This window comes from Pigmentiphaga soli, from assembly GCF_039541095.1.
Classification (GTDB): domain Bacteria; phylum Pseudomonadota; class Gammaproteobacteria; order Burkholderiales; family Burkholderiaceae_B; genus Pigmentiphaga; species Pigmentiphaga soli.
Genome location: NZ_BAABFO010000007.1, coordinates 140,066 through 157,790 on the forward strand (window position 1 = coordinate 140,066; position 17,725 = coordinate 157,790).

Consider the following 17,725-nt stretch of genomic DNA (forward strand, 5'->3'; position numbering starts at 1 on the left):
GGTATATATTTTCCGGATGGAAAAAAATCCCGGCCCGTCCGGACCGCCCGCCGCGGCCCTTCCTGCGCCCCGCACCTGGGACGCCCGGCTCGCGCGCTGGCTGGTCACCCCCTTCAAGTCCACCTGGCTCACCCCCAACCACCTGACCACCGTCCGGCTGCTGGTGGGCATCGCCGGCGCGCTCGCCTTCGCCGAGGGCGGCTACCGCTGGGCCAATATCGGCGCCTGGCTGGTGGTGCTGTCCAATTTCATCGACCACACCGACGGCGAACTCGCCCGCATCAGCGGCAAGAGCAGCCGGATCGGGCACTTCTACGACCTGGCCTCCGACGCCTTCGTGACCATCGCGCTGTTCGCCGGCATCGGCGTGGGGGTCGGCGCGGTCGGGGGCGGCGGCGACCTGCTCGCGCCGCCCTGGCTGCTGGGCAGCGGGGCAGGCGCCGCGGTCGCATCGATCTTCTTCCTGCGCATGCGCATCGAAGAGCGGGTCGGCAAGGCCGGCACCCGGCAGGCATCGCTCGGAGGCTTCGAAACGGAGGACGTGTTGTATCTGCTGCCCCTGGTGACGATATTCGACGCGACCCGCGGCTTCCTGCTCGCCGCCGCCGTCGGCGCGCCGCTGTTCGCCGTGCTGGTCGCGGCGGACTACCGGCGCGTGATGCGGCGCGCGCGCAAGGCATCGCAGGCCGCCGGCTGGCGGGCTGCGCGATGAGCGCGGTGGCCGATGCCGAACGCGGCCCCGACGACGCGGTTGCCCGCAAGTTCGCCAGTTTCGACGATGCCCGGCTGCGCCAGGCTTTCGTCGACCAGGGCAGCTTCCTGTTCATGGAAGACTTCCTGCCGCGCGAGGTAACGCAGCGGCTGGTCGAGGCCGTCCGCGCCGTGCAGGGCGAGGTCCACCGGAACTACCTGCCCGGCCACAAGCAGGGCGGCAGCGTCAGCCGCCACACCATCGACCGCATGGCGCCGTTCATCGCCGGGCTCTACCGTTCGCCGGCGCTGGTCGGCTGGCTCGAAAAGCTGTGCGGCGAGCCGCTGCTGCCGTCGCCGGACGACGATCCGCACGCCTATGCGCTGTATTTCTATACCCGGCCGGGGGATCACATCGGCTGGCACTACGACACGTCGTACTACGACGGCCGCCGCTATACGCTGCTGCTGGGCGTGGTCGACGACTCCTCGTGCCGGCTCGAATACCGGCTGCATACCCGCACGCCGCAGCGGCCGCCGGAGTCGGGCGCCGTGCGGCTGCCGCCCGGCGGGCTGGCGTTCTTCGACGGCGACAGGCTGCAGCACCGGATCACGCCGGCCGGCGCCGGCGAAGAACGCGTGTCGCTGACCTTCGAATATGTGACGAATGCCGGGATGCGCCCGTGGCGGCGCTTCGTTTCCAACATGAAAGACGCGGTGGCCTATTTCGGCTTTCGCCAGACGTTCAGCCGATTGCAGGGCGGGCGCAGCGGGGATGGCCGTCCATGACCCGGCCGGCCTGGCTGGCGCTGACGGCCGGCGTCGCGCTGTTCGCCGCCCTGCTGCTTTGGCACGGAATCGGCGATATCGCCGCGACCGTGGCCATGGCAGGCTGGGGCATTGTGCTGGTGTCGGCCTTCCACCTGTTGCCGCTGCTGCTCGACGGCGCCGCGATCGAAGTGCTGTTCCCGCGCGCCTGGCCGGCGCCGGCACCGCGCCGCCGCGCGCTGCGCGCCTCGCTGCTGGCACGCTGGGCCGGCGAGTCGGTCAACAGCCTGATGCCGGCCGGCCAACTCGGCGGGCCGGTGCTGATGGTGCGCCATCTGTCGCAGCGCGGCCTGCGCACGGCCGACGCGGCAGCGGTCATCACCGTCAGCACAACCATGCAGACCTTCGCGCAGATCGTGTTCGCGCTGCTGGGCATCGCGGTGTTCGTGGCCTGCCGGGCCGGGGAGGCGGCCGGCGCCGGCTGGGCGGCGCTGCGCATGCCGCTGGCCTTGATGCTGGCCGTCTGCGCGGCCTTGCTGTACGGCTTCTACGCGGCGCAGCGCCGCGGCCTGTTCGGCCGGCTGACGCGGCTGGCCGGGCGCCTGTCGAAGGGCCCCCGCTGGTCGGCCTGGCTGGACCGGGCCGATGCGGTCGACGCCGCGGTGCACGCGCTGTACGGCCAGCGGCGCAAGGTCGGGCGCAGCTTCGCGCTGAGCCTGGCCGGCTGGATCGTCGGGGTGGGCGAGGTATGGCTGGCGCTGCAATCGATCGGCCATCCGGTCGGCTGGGCCGAGGCGCTGCTGCTCGAGAGCCTCGGCCAGGCCATCCGCGGCGCGGCCTTCGCGATCCCGGGGTCGCTCGGCGTGCAGGAAGGGGGGTATCTGCTGCTGGCGCCGCTGGCGGGCCTGCCGCCCGATGCGGCGCTGGCGCTGTCGCTGATCAAGCGGGCGCGCGAGCTGGCGCTGGGGCTGCCGGGCCTGGCCTACCTGCACGCCTCGGAACGCGGCTGGCAGCGGCGCCGCATGGCGGCGGCCGAGTGATGGACATTCTCATCAGCCTATCGAAGGATTCCCGATGACCAGAGCCATCATCCTGGCCGCCGGGCGCGGCACGCGCCTGCGGCAGGCCGATGCCGGCGTCATGCCGAAATGCCTGCTGCGCTTCGGCGGGCAGACGCTGCTCGAACGGCACTTGCGGATGCTGCGGGCGGGGGGCGTAGACGACATCGTGCTGGCGCTGGGCTTTCGCCACGAACAGGTCGAGGCCGAACTCGATCGCCTCGGCTGGACGCCGCGCCCGCGCATCGTGCTGAACGACCGCTACGAACTGGGCAGCGTATTGACGGTACACACGGTCGCCGGCCCGCTGGCTGCCGGCGGCGACGTGCTGCTGATGGACGCCGACGTGCTGTACGACCAGCGGATCGCCGATGCGCTGCTGCGCGGGCAGGGCAACCGCCTGCTGATCGACCGCGATTTCGAGCAGGGCGACGAGCCGGTCAAGCTGTGCCTGAAAGACGGCGTGCCGGTCGAACTGCGCAAGCTGGTGGCGCCCGGGCTGGCGTACGACACCATCGGCGAATCGGTCGGTTTCTTCCGCTTCGACGAAACGGCGGCGCGGCGCCTGGCGCAGATCGTGGCCGCCTACGTCGCGGCCGGCCGCGCCGGCGAGCCGCATGAGGAAGCGGTGCGCGACCTGCTGCTGGAAGACGGCCGGCGCTTCGCGATCGCCGACGTGACCGGCGCGCCGTGGATCGAAATCGATTTTCCGAACGACGTCACGCGGGCCGGGCAGGAGATCCTGCCGCGCCTGCAACCGATCCGAATGGAGGCACCATGAACGCTCCGGAATCCTTTCCGCCCCAAGCCTTGTCGCGCGCCGCGCGCCTGCGCGCAATGCTGTCGTCGAACCAGCTCGAATTCCTGATGGAGGCCCACAACGGCCTGTCGGCGCGCATCGTGCGCGAAGCCGGCTTCAAGGGGATATGGGCGTCCGGCCTGGCGATCTCGGCCCAGTTCGGCGTGCGCGACAACAACGAGGCCAGCTGGACCCAGGTGGTCGACGTGCTGGAGTTCATGGCCGACGCCAGCGACCTGCCGATCCTGCTGGACGGCGATACCGGCTACGGCAATTTCAACAACGTCAGGCGCCTGGTGCGCAAGCTGGAGCAGCGCGGCATCGTCGGCGTCTGCATCGAAGACAAGCAGTTCCCGAAGACCAACAGCTTCATCGGCGGCGAGCGCCAGCCGCTGGCCGAGATCGACGAGTTCTGCGGCAAGATCAAGGCCGGCAAGGATTCGCAGCAGGACGACGACTTCGTGCTGGTGGCGCGCGTCGAGGCGCTGATCGCCGGCTGGGGCATGGACGAGGCGCTGCGCCGCGCCGAGGCCTACCGCCAGGCCGGCGCCGACGCCATCCTGATCCACAGCAAGCTTTCCCGGCCCGACGAGATCCTGGCCTTCGCGCGCGAATGGGCCGGCCGCGCGCCGCTGGTGATCGTGCCGACCAAGTACTACAGCACGCCGACGCGGGTGTTCCGCGATGCCGGCATCGGCGTGGTGATCTGGGCCAACCACCTGATCCGCGCCGCCGCCTCGGCCATGCAGGCGGTCGCCAAGGAGATCCACGACAGCGAGACGCTGGTCACGGTGGAGGACCGCATCGCGTCGGTCGACGAGATCTTCCGCCTGCAAGGGGCCGACGAGTATTCGGCGGCCGAGCAGGTGTATCTGTCGGCCAGCCGCGCGCCGCGCGCGGCGGTGGTGCTGGCGGCCAGCCGCGGCAAGGGGCTGGAGGCGATCACCGAGGACCGCCCCAAGGTCATGCTGCCGGTGGCCGGCAAGCCGCTGCTGCGCTGGCTGGTGGACGGCTTCAAGAGGCAGGGCATCAACGACATCACCGTGGTCGGCGGTTATCGCGCCGATGCGATCGACCCGGCCGGCATCAAGGTCGCCGTCAACGAACGCCATGCCCGGACCGGCGAACTGGCGTCGCTGGCCTGCGCGGCCGGCGCGCTGGCCAACGACGCGATCATCTCGTACGGCGACCTGCTGTTCCGCAGCTACATCCTGCGCGACCTGCTCGACAGCGACGCCGAGTTCAGCGTGGTGGTCGATTCCTCGCAGACCCAGCCGTCGAACCAGAGCGTGCGCGACTTCGCCTATTGCTCGGCCGCCGACGACCGCGAGCTGTTCGGCCGCAAGGCCTTGCTGCAGCGGGTGTGCAGCGAGCCGCAACGCGACGGCCGCGCGCCCGAAGGCCGCTGGATCGGCCTGCTGAACGTGCGCGGCGCCGGCGCCGGCCGCCTGCGCGAGACGCTGGCCGCGCTGCAGCAGCGCGCCGATTTCGACACGCTGGACATGCCGGCGCTGCTGAACGCGCTGGTCGAGCGCGGCGAGCAGATCGAAGTGCTGTACGTACATGGCCATTGGCGCGGCGTCAACGACCTGGAGGATTTCCGCCGCGCCGGCGATTTCGCCCACAGCCAGACCCCGTACGCGTCGGGCGCGCCGGAGGCTCCCCATGATTGAGGCCGCGCAGTTCATCGAGGCCGCCCGCGCGCGCGGCTTCGAGTGGTATGCGGGCGTGCCCTGTTCCTACCTGACGCCGTTCATCAACTACGTGCTGCAGGACCCGACGCTGAACTATGTGTCGGCTGCCAACGAGGGCGACGCGGTGGCGCTGGTGGCCGGCGCGGTGCTGGCCGGCCGGCGCGGCGTGGCGATGATGCAGAACTCGGGCCTGGGCAACGCCGTCAGCCCGCTCACCTCGCTGGCATGGACCTTCCGGCTGCCGCAGCTCCTGATCGTGACATGGCGCGGCCAGCCCGGCACCGTGGACGAGCCGCAGCACCAGCTGATGGGGCCGATCACGCCGGCCATGCTCGAAACCATGGAGATTCCCTGGGAACTGTTCCCCACCGAGGCCGATGCGGTCGCGGGCGCGCTCGACCGCGCCGTCGGCCATATGGACCGCACCGGCCGCCCTTACGCGCTGGTGATGCAGAAGGGCAGCGTGGCGCCGTATCCGCTGCGCGAGCAGGCGCCGCGCGCGACGCCGCATCCGCAGCCGCTGTCGCGCCTGCGCGGCGTGCCGGCCGGCGAACTGCCGGCCCGGCAGCAGGCGCTGCAGCGGGTGCTGGCGCGCACCGAGCCGGGGTCGACCGTGGTCATGGCTTCCACCGGCTACTGCGGCCGCGAGCTGTACGCGCTGGACGACCGCCCCAACCACCTGTACATGGTCGGTGCCATGGGCTGCGTGACCGCCACCGCGCTCGGCCTGGCGCTGGCCCGGCCCGACCTGACGGTGGTCGCGCTCGACGGCGACGGCGCCGCGCTGATGCGCATGGGCGTGTTTTCGACGGTCGGCGCATATGGCCCGCCCAATCTGCTGCACCTGCTGCTGGACAACGGCGCGCACGATTCCACCGGCGGCCAGATGACCGTATCGCGCAACGTCTCGTTCGCCGCGGTCGCCGCCGCCTGCGGCTACGGGGCGGCCATCGAGGGCGACGGGCTCGACGTGATCGACGCGCTGTTCGACGGCGCCGCGCCGGGGCCGCGCTTCGCGCGCCTGCTGACCCGCCCCGGCACGCCGGACGGCCTGCCGCGGCCGTCGGTCACGCCGCCCGAGGTCAAGCTGCGGCTGATGCGCCACATCGGCGCGCCCGTGGCCGCCGTGGCCGGAAACGCATGATGCTGCTGCTCAACCCCGGGCCGGTCACGCTGACCGAGCGCGTGCGCCGCGCCATGCTGCAGCCCGACCTGTGCCACCGCGAACCGGAATTCTTCGACCTGCAGGACGAGGCGCGCACCCGGCTGCTGGCGGTGTACGGCCTGCCGGCCGACACCTGGCAGGCGGTACTGATCACCGGCTCGGGCACCGCGGCGGTCGAGAGCATGGTCGCCTCGCTGGTGCCGGAAGACGGCCGGCTGCTGGTGATCGAGAACGGCGTCTACGGCGAACGCATCGCGCAGATCGCCGCCCACTACCGCATCGATCACGAGGCCGTCCGTTGCGACTGGCTGCAGGCGCCCGATCCGGCCGCGATCGTCGCGCGGCTCGATGCGGCGGCGGCGGCCGGCCGGCCGTTCACCCATGCCGCGCTGATCCACCACGAAACCACCACCGGCCGGCTCAACCCGGTGGCGCCGCTGGCCGCGGCCTGCCGCGAACGCGGCATCCATCTGCTGCTCGACGGCGTCAGCAGCTTCGGCGCCGAAGCGATCGATTTCGCCGAAGAGGCCCTGGCCGCAGTGGCGGCGGCCGGCAACAAATGCCTGCACGGGGTGCCGGGCCTGTCCTTCGTGATGGTCCGCCGCGGCGCGCTGGCGCGGGCGGCGCGGCGCGCCTTCTACCTCGACCTGGGCCGGCTGGCCGAGCTGCAGGACCGCCGCAACACGCCGTTCACGCCGGCCGTCCATGCCTGCTATGCGCTGGTCGAGGCCTTGCGCGAGCTGGACGAGGCCGGCGGCTGGCGCCGCCGCCACGAACACTATGCCGCGCTGGCCGAGCGGGCGCGCAGCGGCCTGGCCGCGCTCGGCATCGAAAGCATGCTGCCGGCGGCCGAATCGTCGGTGGTGCTGCGCGCGTACCGGCTGCCGGCGCGGCTGGCCTACGACGCACTGCACGACGGCCTGAAGGCCGCCGGCTTCGTGATCTACGCGGGGCAGGGCGGCTTTTCCGGCCGGATGTTCCGCATATCGACGATGGGCGACCTGCATGCGCCAGACATCGACAGGCTGCTGCAGGCGGCGGCCGGGCTGGTTGACTAGCGGCGCGGCCGCCGGTCCATAAGTGCGAGCGAGGGTTGAGGACGACATGGAAAGACTGCTTCCCGCGATAGACCACCCGGCCGCGCTGCGCGGCCTGCCCCGCGAGCGCCTGCCGCAGTTGGCGGCCGAACTGCGGGCCTTCGTGCTGGACAGCGTATCGAAGACGGGCGGCCACCTGTCGTCCAACCTGGGCACCGTGGAGCTGACGATCGCGCTGCACTACGTGTTCGACACGCCGCGCGACCGCATCGTCTGGGACGTCGGCCACCAGACCTACCCGCACAAGATTCTTACCGGCCGCCGCGACGGCATGGCCGCGCTGCGGCAGTGGAACGGCATCTCTGGCTTTCCGCGCCGCAGCGAGTCGGAGTTCGACACCTTCGGCACGGCGCATTCCTCCACCTCGATCTCGGCCGCGCTCGGCATGGCGGTCGCCAGCCGCCTGAAAGGCGGGAAGCGCCACGCGGTGGCGGTGATCGGCGACGGCGCGATGACCGCCGGCGAGGCCTTCGAGGCGATGAACAACGCCGGCGTCTGCGCGGGCGTGCCGCTGCTGGTGATCCTGAACGACAACGACATGTCGATCTCGCCGCCGGTCGGCGCGCTGAACCGCCATCTGGCGCGGCTGGCGCCCGGGGCGCGGGCGGAGACGCCGGTGCCGCCGGCCACGATGTTCGAGCAGTTCGGCTTCGACTACACCGGGCCGATCGACGGCCACGACCTGGACGCGCTGATCCCCGCGCTGGAGAAGCTCAAGCGCCTGGAGGGGCCGCAGTTCCTGCACGTGGTCACGCGCAAGGGCCGCGGCTACGCGCCGGCCGAGGCCGACCCCGTGCTGTACCACGGCCCCGGCCGCTTCGACCCCGCGCGGGGCATCGAGCCGGCGCCCGATCCGGCGGCCCGGCGCAAGACCTACGCCAACGTGTTCGGCGAATGGCTGTGCGACGAGGCCGAGGCGAACCCGGCGGTGGTCGGCATCACGCCGGCGATGCGCGAGGGCTCGGACCTGATCGAGTTCGAGCGGCGCTTCCCGCAGCGCTATTACGACGTCGGCATCGCCGAGCAGCATGCCGTGACCTTCGCCGGCGGCCTGGCGGCCGAGGGCCTGCGGCCGGTGGTGGCGATCTATTCGACCTTCCTGCAGCGCGGCTACGACCAGCTGATCCACGACATCGCGCTGCAGAACCTGCCGGTGCTGTTCGCCATCGACCGCGCCGGCGTGGTCGGCGCCGACGGCGCCACCCACATGGGCGCCTACGACCTGGCCTATCTGCGCTGCATTCCCAACATGACGGTGATGGCGCCGGCCGACGAGAACGAATGCCGGCAGATGCTGCATACCGGAATCGGCGTGGCGGGGCCGGCGGCCGTCCGCTACCCGCGCGGCACCGGGCCGGGCGTGCCGATCCGGAAAACGCTGCGGCCGCTGCCGGTCGGCCGCGGCGAACTGCGGCGCGAATCGCGCAGCGCGCCAGGCCGGCGCATCGCGATCCTGGCGTTCGGCACGATGGTGGCGCCCAGCCTGCAGGCGGCCGCCGAATTCGACGCCACGGTGGCCAACATGCGCTTCGTCAAGCCGCTCGATACCGCGCTGATCGCGCGGCTGGCGGCCGGGCACGACCTGCTGGTCACGGTGGAGGAGGGGGCGGTGATGGGCGGCGCCGGCTCGGCCTGCCTGGAAGCGCTGGCCGCGATGGGCTGCGGCGTGCCGGTAGTGCAGCTGGGCCTGCCCGATCGCTTCATCGACCACGGCGACCCGGTCCGGCAGCTGGAGTCCTGTGGCCTGGACGCCGCCGGCATCGCCGCCTCGATCCGCCGCGCGGCCAGGGACAAGCTCGCCGCTCCCGTCTGCGTGGCGGCGAAACAGCGCAGCGCCTGAGGCCGCCCGCGGGGGCCTCAGCGTTCGCGCGGCCGGCCCATCAGCACCGGCTGGAAGAACACTGCGCCGATCAGCGTGCACAGCAGCGACAGCGCCAGCAGCTTGCCCATGCTGGAGGTGCCGGGATGGTGCGACAGCCACAGGCTGCCGAAGGCGGTCGCGGTGGTCGCCGCCGACAGGATCACCGCCTGCGTGAGGCTGGACTGCAGCAGGCCGGTGCGCCCGCCGCGCCAGGCGATCACATAGTAGATCTTGAACGCCACCCCGATGCCCAGCAGCAGCGGCAGCGCGATGATGTTGGCGAAGTTCAGCGGCAGGCCCAGCAGTACGCTCAATTCCAGCGTGACCGCCGCCGACACCAGCAGCGGCACCAGGGTGCGCAGCACGTCGCCGAAGCGGCGCAGCGCCAGCCACAGCAGCACCGTGATGGACAGCAGCGCCCACAGGCCGGCTTGGACGAAGGCCCGCACGATGGTGTCGGCCGATTCGAGGATCGAGATCGGCCCGCCGATGGCGTCCGGCCGGGCGCGCAGCACCGCGGCGCTGAAAGCGCGCAGCATGGCGTCGTCCTGCGGGTCGGCGCCGGCCGCGACCCGCGGCGAGATATTGACCAGCGCGCGGCCGTCGGCGGCCAGCCATTGGGATTTGAGGTCGGCGGGCAGCGTGTCGAGCGAGACCGGGTTCGGCGCCAGCAGCGCGCGCAGCCGGTCCAGCGACAGCCGCAGCGGTTCGGCGATGGCGTGCTCGGCGCGGTCGCGCGCCGCGGGGTCGGCGGCGGCCAGCTTGCGCAGCGCATCCGCCAGCCGCTGGGCCTGGGGCGCGCCGTCGCCGGGATGGTCGAGGGCCGCGTTCTCCAGCATGCCGGCGGCGTTCCTCAGCGCGGCCACGCGCGCTCCGTCGCTGGCGGGCTCGGCGGGCGCCTGCTGCAAGGCCGGCGCCAGCTCGGCCGCCAGCGCGCCGATCCTGGCCAGCCTGGCCGGCTGGCCCGCCGGCACGAAGCTATCGAGCGTGACCACCCGGCCCACCTCGGGCAGGCGGCGCAAGGCGTCCGCGCCGGCGTCGGCGGCCGCCAGCGACGGCGCCAGCCATTGCACGTCGTTGACGCCGGCCTCGGCCGAACCGGACAGCCGCGCCAGTGTGGCCATCGATTCGGTATGCGGGTCTTTCAGGTGCAGCGGATTGAAATCGAAGCGCAGGTGCGCCAGCAGCGGCAGGCCGGCCAGCACCAGCGCCAGCGTGCCGTACAGCAGCGGCGCGCGGTGGCGGTCGGTGAAGCGGTCGACCGGCGCCAGCCAGGCGAAGCCGGGCCGCGCCGCCTCGCCGCGCGGCCCGAGCACGGCGATCAGCGCGGGCAGCAGGGTCAGGCTGGAAGGGAAGGCGACGAACAGGATGCCGACGCCGGCGATCAGCCCCAGCTCCGACACGCCGCGGTAGGCGGTCGGCAGGAAGGAAAAGAAACTCGCCGCGGTGGCGGCCGCCGCCAGCGACAGCGGCAGCGCGATGGCCCGCGCGGCGTCGGCCAGCGCGCCCGCCAGATCGTCATGGCGGTGGCGTTCCTCGCGGTAGCGGACCGCGAACTGGATGCCGAAGTCGACGCCGATGCCGACGAACAGCACCGCGAAGGCGACCGAGATCATGTTCAGCGCGCCCACCATCAGCAGGCCCAGCGCCGCGGTGACCGCCAGCCCGGCGATCAGCGTGACGAACACCGCGCACACCATCTTGCCGGAGCGCACGGCCAGCCACAGGATGAACAGCACCGTCAGCAGGGTGGCGATGGCATTGGGCACCGCGCCCTCGCGCACCGAGCCGAATTCTTCGTCGGCCAGCGGGCGCGGCCCCGTGAGGCTGACCGTGGCGCCGTAGCGCTCGCCCAGCCGCAGCTCGGCCGCGGCCTGCCGGATGCGCGCGGCCGCGGCGGCGCCGGCCTCCAGCGCGCCGTAGTCCGGAACGGCCTGCACTTGGACGAAACTGCGCGGCGCGGTATCGGGCGCGGCCAGCGCGCGCCACGACAGCCCGGCGGGCCGGCCGGCGAGGGCGGCCTCGGCCGCCTGCGCGCTGCGATCGAGCAGCGTCGCCATGTCGGCCAATTCGACCTGTCCGGTGGCCAGCGGCGTCAGCAGCGTGACCGACAGCAGATTGGCCAGCCCGGCCAGCGACGGGTCGCGCGCCAGGCGGCCCAATAGCGGTTTGGCGTCGGCCAGGCGCGTGGCGAGCCGGTCGAAGTCGGCGTCGTCCAGGAACAGCAGGCCGTTATGATCGAAGAAATCGCCGCCGCCGGGCCGGCTGACGGCGCGGAACGACTTGCGGTCCAGGGCCAGGCGGGCCGCCAGTTCGGCCGCCGCGCGGTCGGCGAACTCGGCGGCCGGGGCCTCGACCACCGCCAGCGTGAGGTCGGCGCGCTGCGGGAAGGCGGCGTCGATGGCCATGCTGCGCCGTTTCCACGGCGCGTCGGCGTCGATCAGGCCCGACACGTCGGTATCGATGGCGAAATGCCGGGCGACGTAGACGACGCTGGCCGCGCACAGCAGCAGCGCAAGCGCGATGACCAGGAAGGCGTGCCGCATCGAGAACCGGACGACGCGCGTGATGGACGAAGTCAGCATGGGCGCATGAATGAGGGACAATGAGACGGACGGCGCCGCCGCGCGAGCGTGGCGGGCAGTATACCCGGCGGACCTCGGCGGGGCGCCGGCGGATACGGAGCGATACCAACGATGAACGCGAAGACGAACGGCATGGTGAAGTGGTGCGCCGCGGCCCTGGCCGCGTGCTGGATGGCGGCGGCCTCGGCGCAGGGCGTGCGGGCCACCGATCCGAACGAGTTCGCCAGGAGCGCGGTCGAGACCGTGGTGAAGGCCGCCAAGGCCGACCCGGCCGCCCGCGACGGCGACGTCAACGCCACCGCCAGGGTGGTGGAGCGGGAGTTCCTGCCCTATACCGATTTCGAGCGCACCACGCGGCTGGCCGTGGGCGCGCCGTGGCAGGACGCGACCCCGGAACAGCGGCAGCGGATGGTGGCGGAGTTCACCCGGCTGCTGGTGCGCACCTATGCGCTGCAGCTGACCCAGATCCGCAACCAGGACATCCGCTTCGGCTTCAAGCCGGCCGTGCTCAACCCGGCCCGCGACGACGGCGTGGTACGCACCGAGGTCAAGAGCGCCGACGACACGCTGCAGGTCGGCTACCGGCTGGCCCGGACGCCGGCCGGCTGGCGCATCTACGACATCGACATGATGGGCGTCTGGCTGATCCAGCTGTACCGCAAGCAATTCGCGGCCTCGCTGGCCGCCGGCGGGCCCGATGCGCTGATCAAATACCTGGCCGACCACAACGCCCGCTTCGACAAATAAGCCTGCCAATTGGGCGACAGCCTTCCTGCCATGAGGGTTACAGGGCAGCTTTCCTGCCCAGGCGTTAAAATCGTCGTAACCGGTTTTTCACACTCTGGCAGGCAAAGGGTCGCGAAAGCCCGGCCGGCGGGCGATTCGCGGCCACGAATCGTCGCATGCACCGATTCGAGCTGGAGCCATACATGCAAGTCATTCTTGCTCAGCCTCGTGGATTCTGCGCCGGCGTCGTCCGCGCGATCGAGATCGTCGAACGCGCGCTGGAAAAGTACGGCGCGCCGGTCTACGTCCGCCACGAGATCGTGCACAACCGGCATGTGGTGGAGTCGCTGCGGGCCAAGGGCGCCCGCTTCATCGACGAACTGTCCGAGGCGCCGGCCGGCGCCGTCACGGTGTTCAGCGCGCACGGCGTCACCCGCGCGGTCGAAGACGAGGCCCGCGTGCGCGGGCTGCAGGTGCTCAATGCCACCTGCCCGCTGGTCACCAAGGTCCACATCCAGGGCAAGAACTACGTGGCCAATGGCCGCAAGGTGATCCTGATCGGCCATGCCGGCCACCCCGAAGTGCTCGGCACCATGGGCCAGATCGACGGCCCGGTGCATCTGGTGCAGACCGAGGCCGACGTCGACGCGCTGCCGCTGGCGGCCGACACGCCGGTGTCGTACATCACCCAGACCACGCTGTCGGTCGACGAAACGCGCGGCATCATCGCGGCGCTGCGGCGGCGCTTTTCCGACATCGTCGGGCCCGACACCAAGGATATCTGCTATGCCACGCAGAACCGCCAGGCCGCGGTGCGCGAGCTGGGCAAGCGCGCCGACGTGATCCTGGTGGTGGGCGCGGTCAACAGTTCCAACTCGAACCGGCTGCGCGAAATCGGCGCGGAAACCGGCGTTCCGTCCTACCTGCTGGCCGACGGCAGCGAGCTCGACCCGGCATGGGTGCGCGGCGCCGCCGTGGTCGGCATCACCGCCGGCGCCTCGGCCCCCGAAAGCATGGTGGCCGACGTCATCGACGCATTGCGAAGGCTGGAGCCGGTCGAGGTCGGCGTCATGGACGGCATCGAAGAAAACATCCGCTTCAGGCTCCCGTCGCAGCTCATCGAGTTCGAACCCGAGCCCCAGGCGGGCGGCGCGGCGCGCTAGCGCCGCCGTTTACGCGCCAACACGGAGCACAAACTTGGCCATTCCCCTCCTGCAGTCGATGACCATCGGCGCCTACCTGATGAAAAAGCGGCTCATGCGCGTCAGGCGCTATCCGCTCGTGCTGATGCTCGAGCCGCTGTTCCGCTGCAACCTGGCCTGTGCCGGCTGCGGCAAGATCGACTACCCCGACGAGATCCTGAACCAGCGCCTTTCGCTGGAAGACGCGCTGGGCGCGGTGGACGAATGCGGCGCGCCGGTGGTGTCCATCGCCGGCGGCGAGCCGCTGCTGCACAAAGACATGCCGAAGATCGTGCGCGGCATCATCGCGCGCCGCAAGTTCGTGTACCTGTGCACCAACGCGCTGCTGCTCGAGAAAAAGATCGACGACTACCGGCCCAGCCCCTTCTTCGTCTGGTCGGTGCACCTCGACGGCGACCAGGAAATGCACGACAAGTCGGTCTGCCAGCCGGGCGTCTACGAGCGCGCGGTGGCGGCCATCCGGCTGGCCAAGCAGAAGGGCTTCCGCGTCAACATCAATTGCACGCTGTTCAACGATGCCGAGCCCGAGCAGGTTGCCCGCTTCTTCGACAGCGTCAAGGAAATGGGCATCGACGGCATCACGGTATCGCCCGGCTATGCCTACGAACGCGCGCCCGACCAGCAGCACTTCCTGAACCGCGAGAAGACCAAGCAGTTGTTCCGCGACATCCTCAAGCGCGGCCGCGGCGGGCGCGACTGGTCGTTCAGCCAGTCCAGCCTGTTCCTCGACTTCCTGGCCGGCAACCGCACCTACCACTGCACGCCCTGGGGCAACCCCACCCGCACGGTGTTCGGCTGGCAACGGCCGTGCTATCTGCTGGGCGAGGGCTATGCCAAGACCTACGCCGAGCTGATGGAAACCACCGACTGGGACAACTACGGCACCGGCAACTACGAAAAGTGCGCCGATTGCATGGTGCACAGCGGCTACGAGGCAACCGCGGTGCAGGACACGCTGCAGCGCCCCTGGCGCGCGCTGGGCGTCGCGCTCAAGGGCGTCAAGACCGAGGGCGCGATGGCGCCCGACGTGTCGCTCGACAAGCAGCGGCCGGCCGAATACGTGTATTCGCGCCACGTCGAGATCAAGCTGCACGAGCTGCGCCGGCAGAAGGCCTGATGGGCGATCCGGTGCTGGTGACCGGCGCCTCGGGCTTCGTCGGCGCGGCGGTCGCCCGCGCCGTGCTGGCGCGCGGCTGGCCGTTGCGGGTATTGGTGCGGCCCACCAGCCCACGCGGCAACCTGCGGGGACTGGACGCCGACACCATCGAAGGCGATATGCGCGACCCCGAGTCGATGCGGCGCGCGCTGCGCGGCGTGCGCCACCTGTTCCACGTGGCCGCCGACTACCGGCTGTGGGCGCCGGATCCGGACGACATCATGCGCGCCAACCTGGACGGAACGCGGGCCGTGATGGAAGCCGCGTTGCAGGCGGGCGTGGAGCGGATCGTCTACACCAGCAGCGTGGCGACCCTGCGGGTGCGGCCGGCCGGCGCCGGCGCGCCGGTCGACGAAACCTCGCCGGCCGACGAGGCGCAGGCCATCGGCGTCTACAAGCGCAGCAAGGTGGCCGCCGAACGCCTGGTCGAGCACATGATCGCCGAACGCGGCCTGCCGGCCGTCATCGTCAATCCATCGACGCCGATCGGGCCGCGCGACATCAAGCCCACGCCCACCGGCCGCATCATCGTCGAGGCGGCGCTCGGCAAGATCCCGGCCTTCGTCGATACCGGCCTGAACTTGGTCCACGTGGACGACGTCGCGCATGGCCACCTGCTGGCGCTCGAGCGCGGCACGATCGGCGAACGCTACATCCTCGGCGGCGACGACGTGACGCTGCGCGACATGCTGGGGGAAATCGCCGCGCTGGCCGGGCGCCGGCCGCCCCGCGTCGAGTTGCCGCGCTGGCCCCTGTATCCGCTGGCGCTGGCCGCGCAGGGCGTGGCGCGCTTCACCGGCAAGGAACCCTTCGTGACCGTCGACGGCCTGAAGATGTCGCGCTACCTGATGTTCTTCAGTTCCGACAAGGCCCGCCGCGAACTGGGCTATGCCGCCCGGCCCCATGCGGAAGGACTGCGCGACGCGCTGGCATGGTTCCGCGGCGCGGGGTATCTGCCGTGACCGCAGCGGCGCAGGCGATCGGCGGCGTGTCGCTGTTGATCTGGATCGTCATGCTGACGGCACGCGGGGGATTCTGGCGCGCGCGCGAACGCGACGACCAACCCGGGCCTGGGTCGCCTCCCCGGAACGAACCCGCGCCGCCGCTGTCCGGCGCTGACGCCTGGCCCGCCGTCACGGCCGTGATCCCGGCCCGCAACGAGGCGGCCTCCATTGCCCAGGCCGTGGAAAGCCTGCTGCGCCAGGACTATCCCGGCCCGCTGCGAGTGGTGGTGGTCGACGACCACAGCACGGACGGCACGGCGGCAATGGCGCAAGCCGCGGCCGCCGGGGCGGGGGCGGCCGGCCGCCTGCAGGTATTGGCCGGCGCGCCGCTGCCGTCCGGCTGGACCGGCAAGCTATGGGCCGTGCGCCAAGGCATCGCCGCGGCCTGCGCAGACAACGGCGGCGGGCCGGACCAGGACGGCGCGCCGGATTTCCTGCTGCTGACCGACGCCGACATCGCGCATGCCCCCGACAATCTGCGCCATCTGGTCGCGCGCGCCATGGCCGGGAGCCGCGTGCTGGTGTCGCTGATGGCCAGGCTGCGCTGCGATGCGTGGTTCGAACGCGCGCTGATCCCGGCCTTCGTCTATTTCTTCCAGATGCTGTACCCCTTCGCCTGGGTCAACCGCCGCGACCGGCGCATCGCCGCGGCCGCGGGCGGCTGCATGCTGGTGCGCCGCGCGGCCCTGGAGGCCGCCGGCGGCATCGACGCCATCCGCGGCGAGATCATCGACGACTGTGCCCTGGCCGCCCGGCTGAAATCCCAGGGCGCCATCTGGCTCGGCCTGACCCGCCGCGCCGTCAGCGTCCGCCCCTACGACCACCTGGGCGAGATCCGCCGCATGGTGGCCCGCACCGCCTATGCCCAGCTCGACTATTCGCCGCTGCTGCTCGCCGGCACCATCGCATCGCTGCTGCTCACCTTCGTCGCACCGCCGCTGCTGGCCTTGTTCGCCAGCGGCGGGGCGCAAGGACTGGGCGCGCTCGCCTGGCTGCTGATGGCGCTGTCCTACCAGCCCATGCTGCGCTTCTACGGCCGCTCGCCGCTATGGGGCCCGGTGCTGCCGGCCGTGGCGCTGCTCTACACCGCCTTCACCTTCGATTCGGCCTGGCAGCACTGGCGCGGGCGCGGCGGAATGTGGAAAGGGCGGGCGCAGGCGCCGCGCTGAGCCCGTGCGCCTTCCGCGAGTCGGGCATGATACGGATCAAGAGCCCGCCATGCCATCGAAGCCCTGGCCGATCGCCCGGCGGCCCGCTTTCAGCGCCTGTCTTGCCCGATTGGCGTCGCGGGCCACCGCAAGCAGGGCGGGCAACTGCTTCGGGTTTCGCAGCAGCGAGCGCAGCACGGCAGGCAGGTCTACCGAACCGTCGGGACGGCTGCCGGCCAGGGCGGCCGGCGGCAGGTCGCGTTCCACGGGATCGACGATCACGCGGCAACAGACGAAGGGCAGTCCGTGGGCGAGCGCGGCGGCAGCGACGATTTGCGATTCCATGTCGGCGGCCTGGGCGCCGGTGGCCGCGTGCAGAGCGCGTTTGCCGGCCGCGGCGGCCACTGGGGCGGATACGCCCGCGATGTCGGCATGGACGGCGCGGGGCAGGGCGCGCAGCAGGGCCAGCGACCAGGCCTCGTCGCACGGGACCGCCTGGTAGCGGGACCTGCCGCTCGGGACCGCGCCGCCGTGCCGCACCGCGCGCGCCACGATCCAGTCGCCCGGCCGCAAGCCGTCGACCAGCCCGCCGGCCGTGCCGAAGCTGACCAGGCCGGCGCAGGGCAGTCCGCCCGGTTCCGCCCGCCGTGGCGCGCCCAGCTGCGCCTGCAGGCGCGCGGCCAGGACCGTACCCTGGCCGCATACCACCCGCACCCCGTCGCCGGCCGCGATGGCGGCTTCGAAGGCCAGGCCGGCGGCGACCAGGACCATG

15 protein-coding genes are annotated in these 17,725 nt (G+C 71.6%); 13 read left to right on the top strand and 2 right to left on the bottom strand.

Translation table 11 applies throughout. The features are described 5' to 3' along the window. Nucleotides 1–16: 16 nt before the first annotated feature. The 8 genes from ABD927_RS09380 to dxs are packed head-to-tail and all read left to right on the top strand — an operon-like array spanning nt 17 to nt 9,111. Nucleotides 17–712, top strand: coding sequence for a CDP-alcohol phosphatidyltransferase family protein (locus ABD927_RS09380; RefSeq protein ID WP_345248637.1), 696 nt, complete (start codon nt 17–19; stop codon nt 710–712). Beyond that, entirely contained in the window at nt 709–1,479 is a 771-nt protein-coding gene (locus tag ABD927_RS09385; protein WP_345248638.1) for a HalD/BesD family halogenase, read from the top strand. Before ABD927_RS09380 ends, ABD927_RS09385 begins: the two co-directional genes overlap by 4 nt. Continuing rightward, complete coding sequence (locus ABD927_RS09390; protein ID WP_345248640.1) at nt 1,476–2,498, top strand: lysylphosphatidylglycerol synthase domain-containing protein; 1,023 nt, start codon at nt 1,476–1,478, stop codon at nt 2,496–2,498. Before ABD927_RS09385 ends, ABD927_RS09390 begins: the two co-directional genes overlap by 4 nt. A gap of 34 nt (nt 2,499–2,532) precedes the next feature. Next, nucleotides 2,533–3,297, top strand: coding sequence for a phosphocholine cytidylyltransferase family protein (locus ABD927_RS09395; RefSeq protein ID WP_345248642.1), 765 nt, complete (start codon nt 2,533–2,535; stop codon nt 3,295–3,297). Beyond that, entirely contained in the window at nt 3,294–4,988 is a 1,695-nt protein-coding gene (aepX, locus tag ABD927_RS09400; protein ID WP_345248643.1) for a phosphoenolpyruvate mutase, read from the top strand. Before ABD927_RS09395 ends, aepX begins: the two co-directional genes overlap by 4 nt. Beyond that, complete coding sequence (gene aepY / locus ABD927_RS09405; RefSeq protein ID WP_345248644.1) at nt 4,981–6,153, top strand: phosphonopyruvate decarboxylase; 1,173 nt, start codon at nt 4,981–4,983, stop codon at nt 6,151–6,153. The genes aepX and aepY overlap by 8 nt, the downstream gene beginning before the upstream one ends. Beyond that, nucleotides 6,153–7,232 (top strand): 2-aminoethylphosphonate aminotransferase, encoded by a 1,080-nt coding sequence (locus ABD927_RS09410; protein WP_345248785.1) that lies wholly within the window; start codon nt 6,153–6,155, stop codon nt 7,230–7,232. The genes aepY and ABD927_RS09410 overlap by 1 nt, the downstream gene beginning before the upstream one ends. Nucleotides 7,233–7,278: 46 nt before the next feature. Further along, the gene (gene dxs / locus ABD927_RS09415; protein WP_345248646.1) at nt 7,279–9,111 is read left to right on the top strand and encodes a 1-deoxy-D-xylulose-5-phosphate synthase; all 1,833 of its coding nucleotides are present in this window, start codon (nt 7,279–7,281) and stop codon (nt 9,109–9,111) included. Nucleotides 9,112–9,128: 17 nt separating this feature from the next. Here dxs and hpnN read toward each other — a convergent pair whose 3' ends face one another. Continuing rightward, a complete protein-coding gene (hpnN, locus tag ABD927_RS09420) occupies nt 9,129–11,717 on the bottom strand; it encodes a hopanoid transporter HpnN (RefSeq protein WP_345248647.1) in 2,589 nt (862 codons plus the stop codon). 111 nt (nt 11,718–11,828) lie between these two features. Here hpnN and ABD927_RS09425 point away from each other — a divergent pair, with 111 nt between their 5' ends. From ABD927_RS09425 to ABD927_RS09445, 5 genes are all read left to right on the top strand, one after another. After that, nucleotides 11,829–12,464, top strand: a complete 636-nt coding sequence (locus ABD927_RS09425) for an MlaC/ttg2D family ABC transporter substrate-binding protein (protein WP_345248648.1) — start codon at nt 11,829–11,831, stop codon at nt 12,462–12,464. A 182-nt stretch (nt 12,465–12,646) separates the two neighbouring features. Further along, complete coding sequence (ispH, locus tag ABD927_RS09430; protein ID WP_345248649.1) at nt 12,647–13,606, top strand: 4-hydroxy-3-methylbut-2-enyl diphosphate reductase; 960 nt, start codon at nt 12,647–12,649, stop codon at nt 13,604–13,606. A gap of 34 nt (nt 13,607–13,640) precedes the next feature. Beyond that, entirely contained in the window at nt 13,641–14,762 is a 1,122-nt protein-coding gene (gene hpnH, locus ABD927_RS09435) for an adenosyl-hopene transferase HpnH (RefSeq protein WP_345248651.1), read from the top strand. Continuing rightward, the gene (gene hpnA, locus ABD927_RS09440; protein WP_345248653.1) at nt 14,762–15,763 is read left to right on the top strand and encodes a hopanoid-associated sugar epimerase; all 1,002 of its coding nucleotides are present in this window, start codon (nt 14,762–14,764) and stop codon (nt 15,761–15,763) included. Before hpnH ends, hpnA begins: the two co-directional genes overlap by 1 nt. Then, the gene (locus ABD927_RS09445) at nt 15,733–16,974 is read left to right on the top strand and encodes a glycosyltransferase (protein WP_425570221.1); all 1,242 of its coding nucleotides are present in this window, start codon (nt 15,733–15,735) and stop codon (nt 16,972–16,974) included. Before hpnA ends, ABD927_RS09445 begins: the two co-directional genes overlap by 31 nt. A gap of 36 nt (nt 16,975–17,010) precedes the next feature. On the opposite strand, the gene ABD927_RS09450 is transcribed toward ABD927_RS09445, so the two are convergent. Beyond that, nucleotides 17,011–17,724: a phosphorylase family protein gene (locus tag ABD927_RS09450; RefSeq protein ID WP_345248657.1), complete on the bottom strand. Its 714-nt coding sequence runs from the start codon at nt 17,722–17,724 to the stop codon at nt 17,011–17,013. Between the last annotated feature and the right edge of the window lies 1 nt (nt 17,725).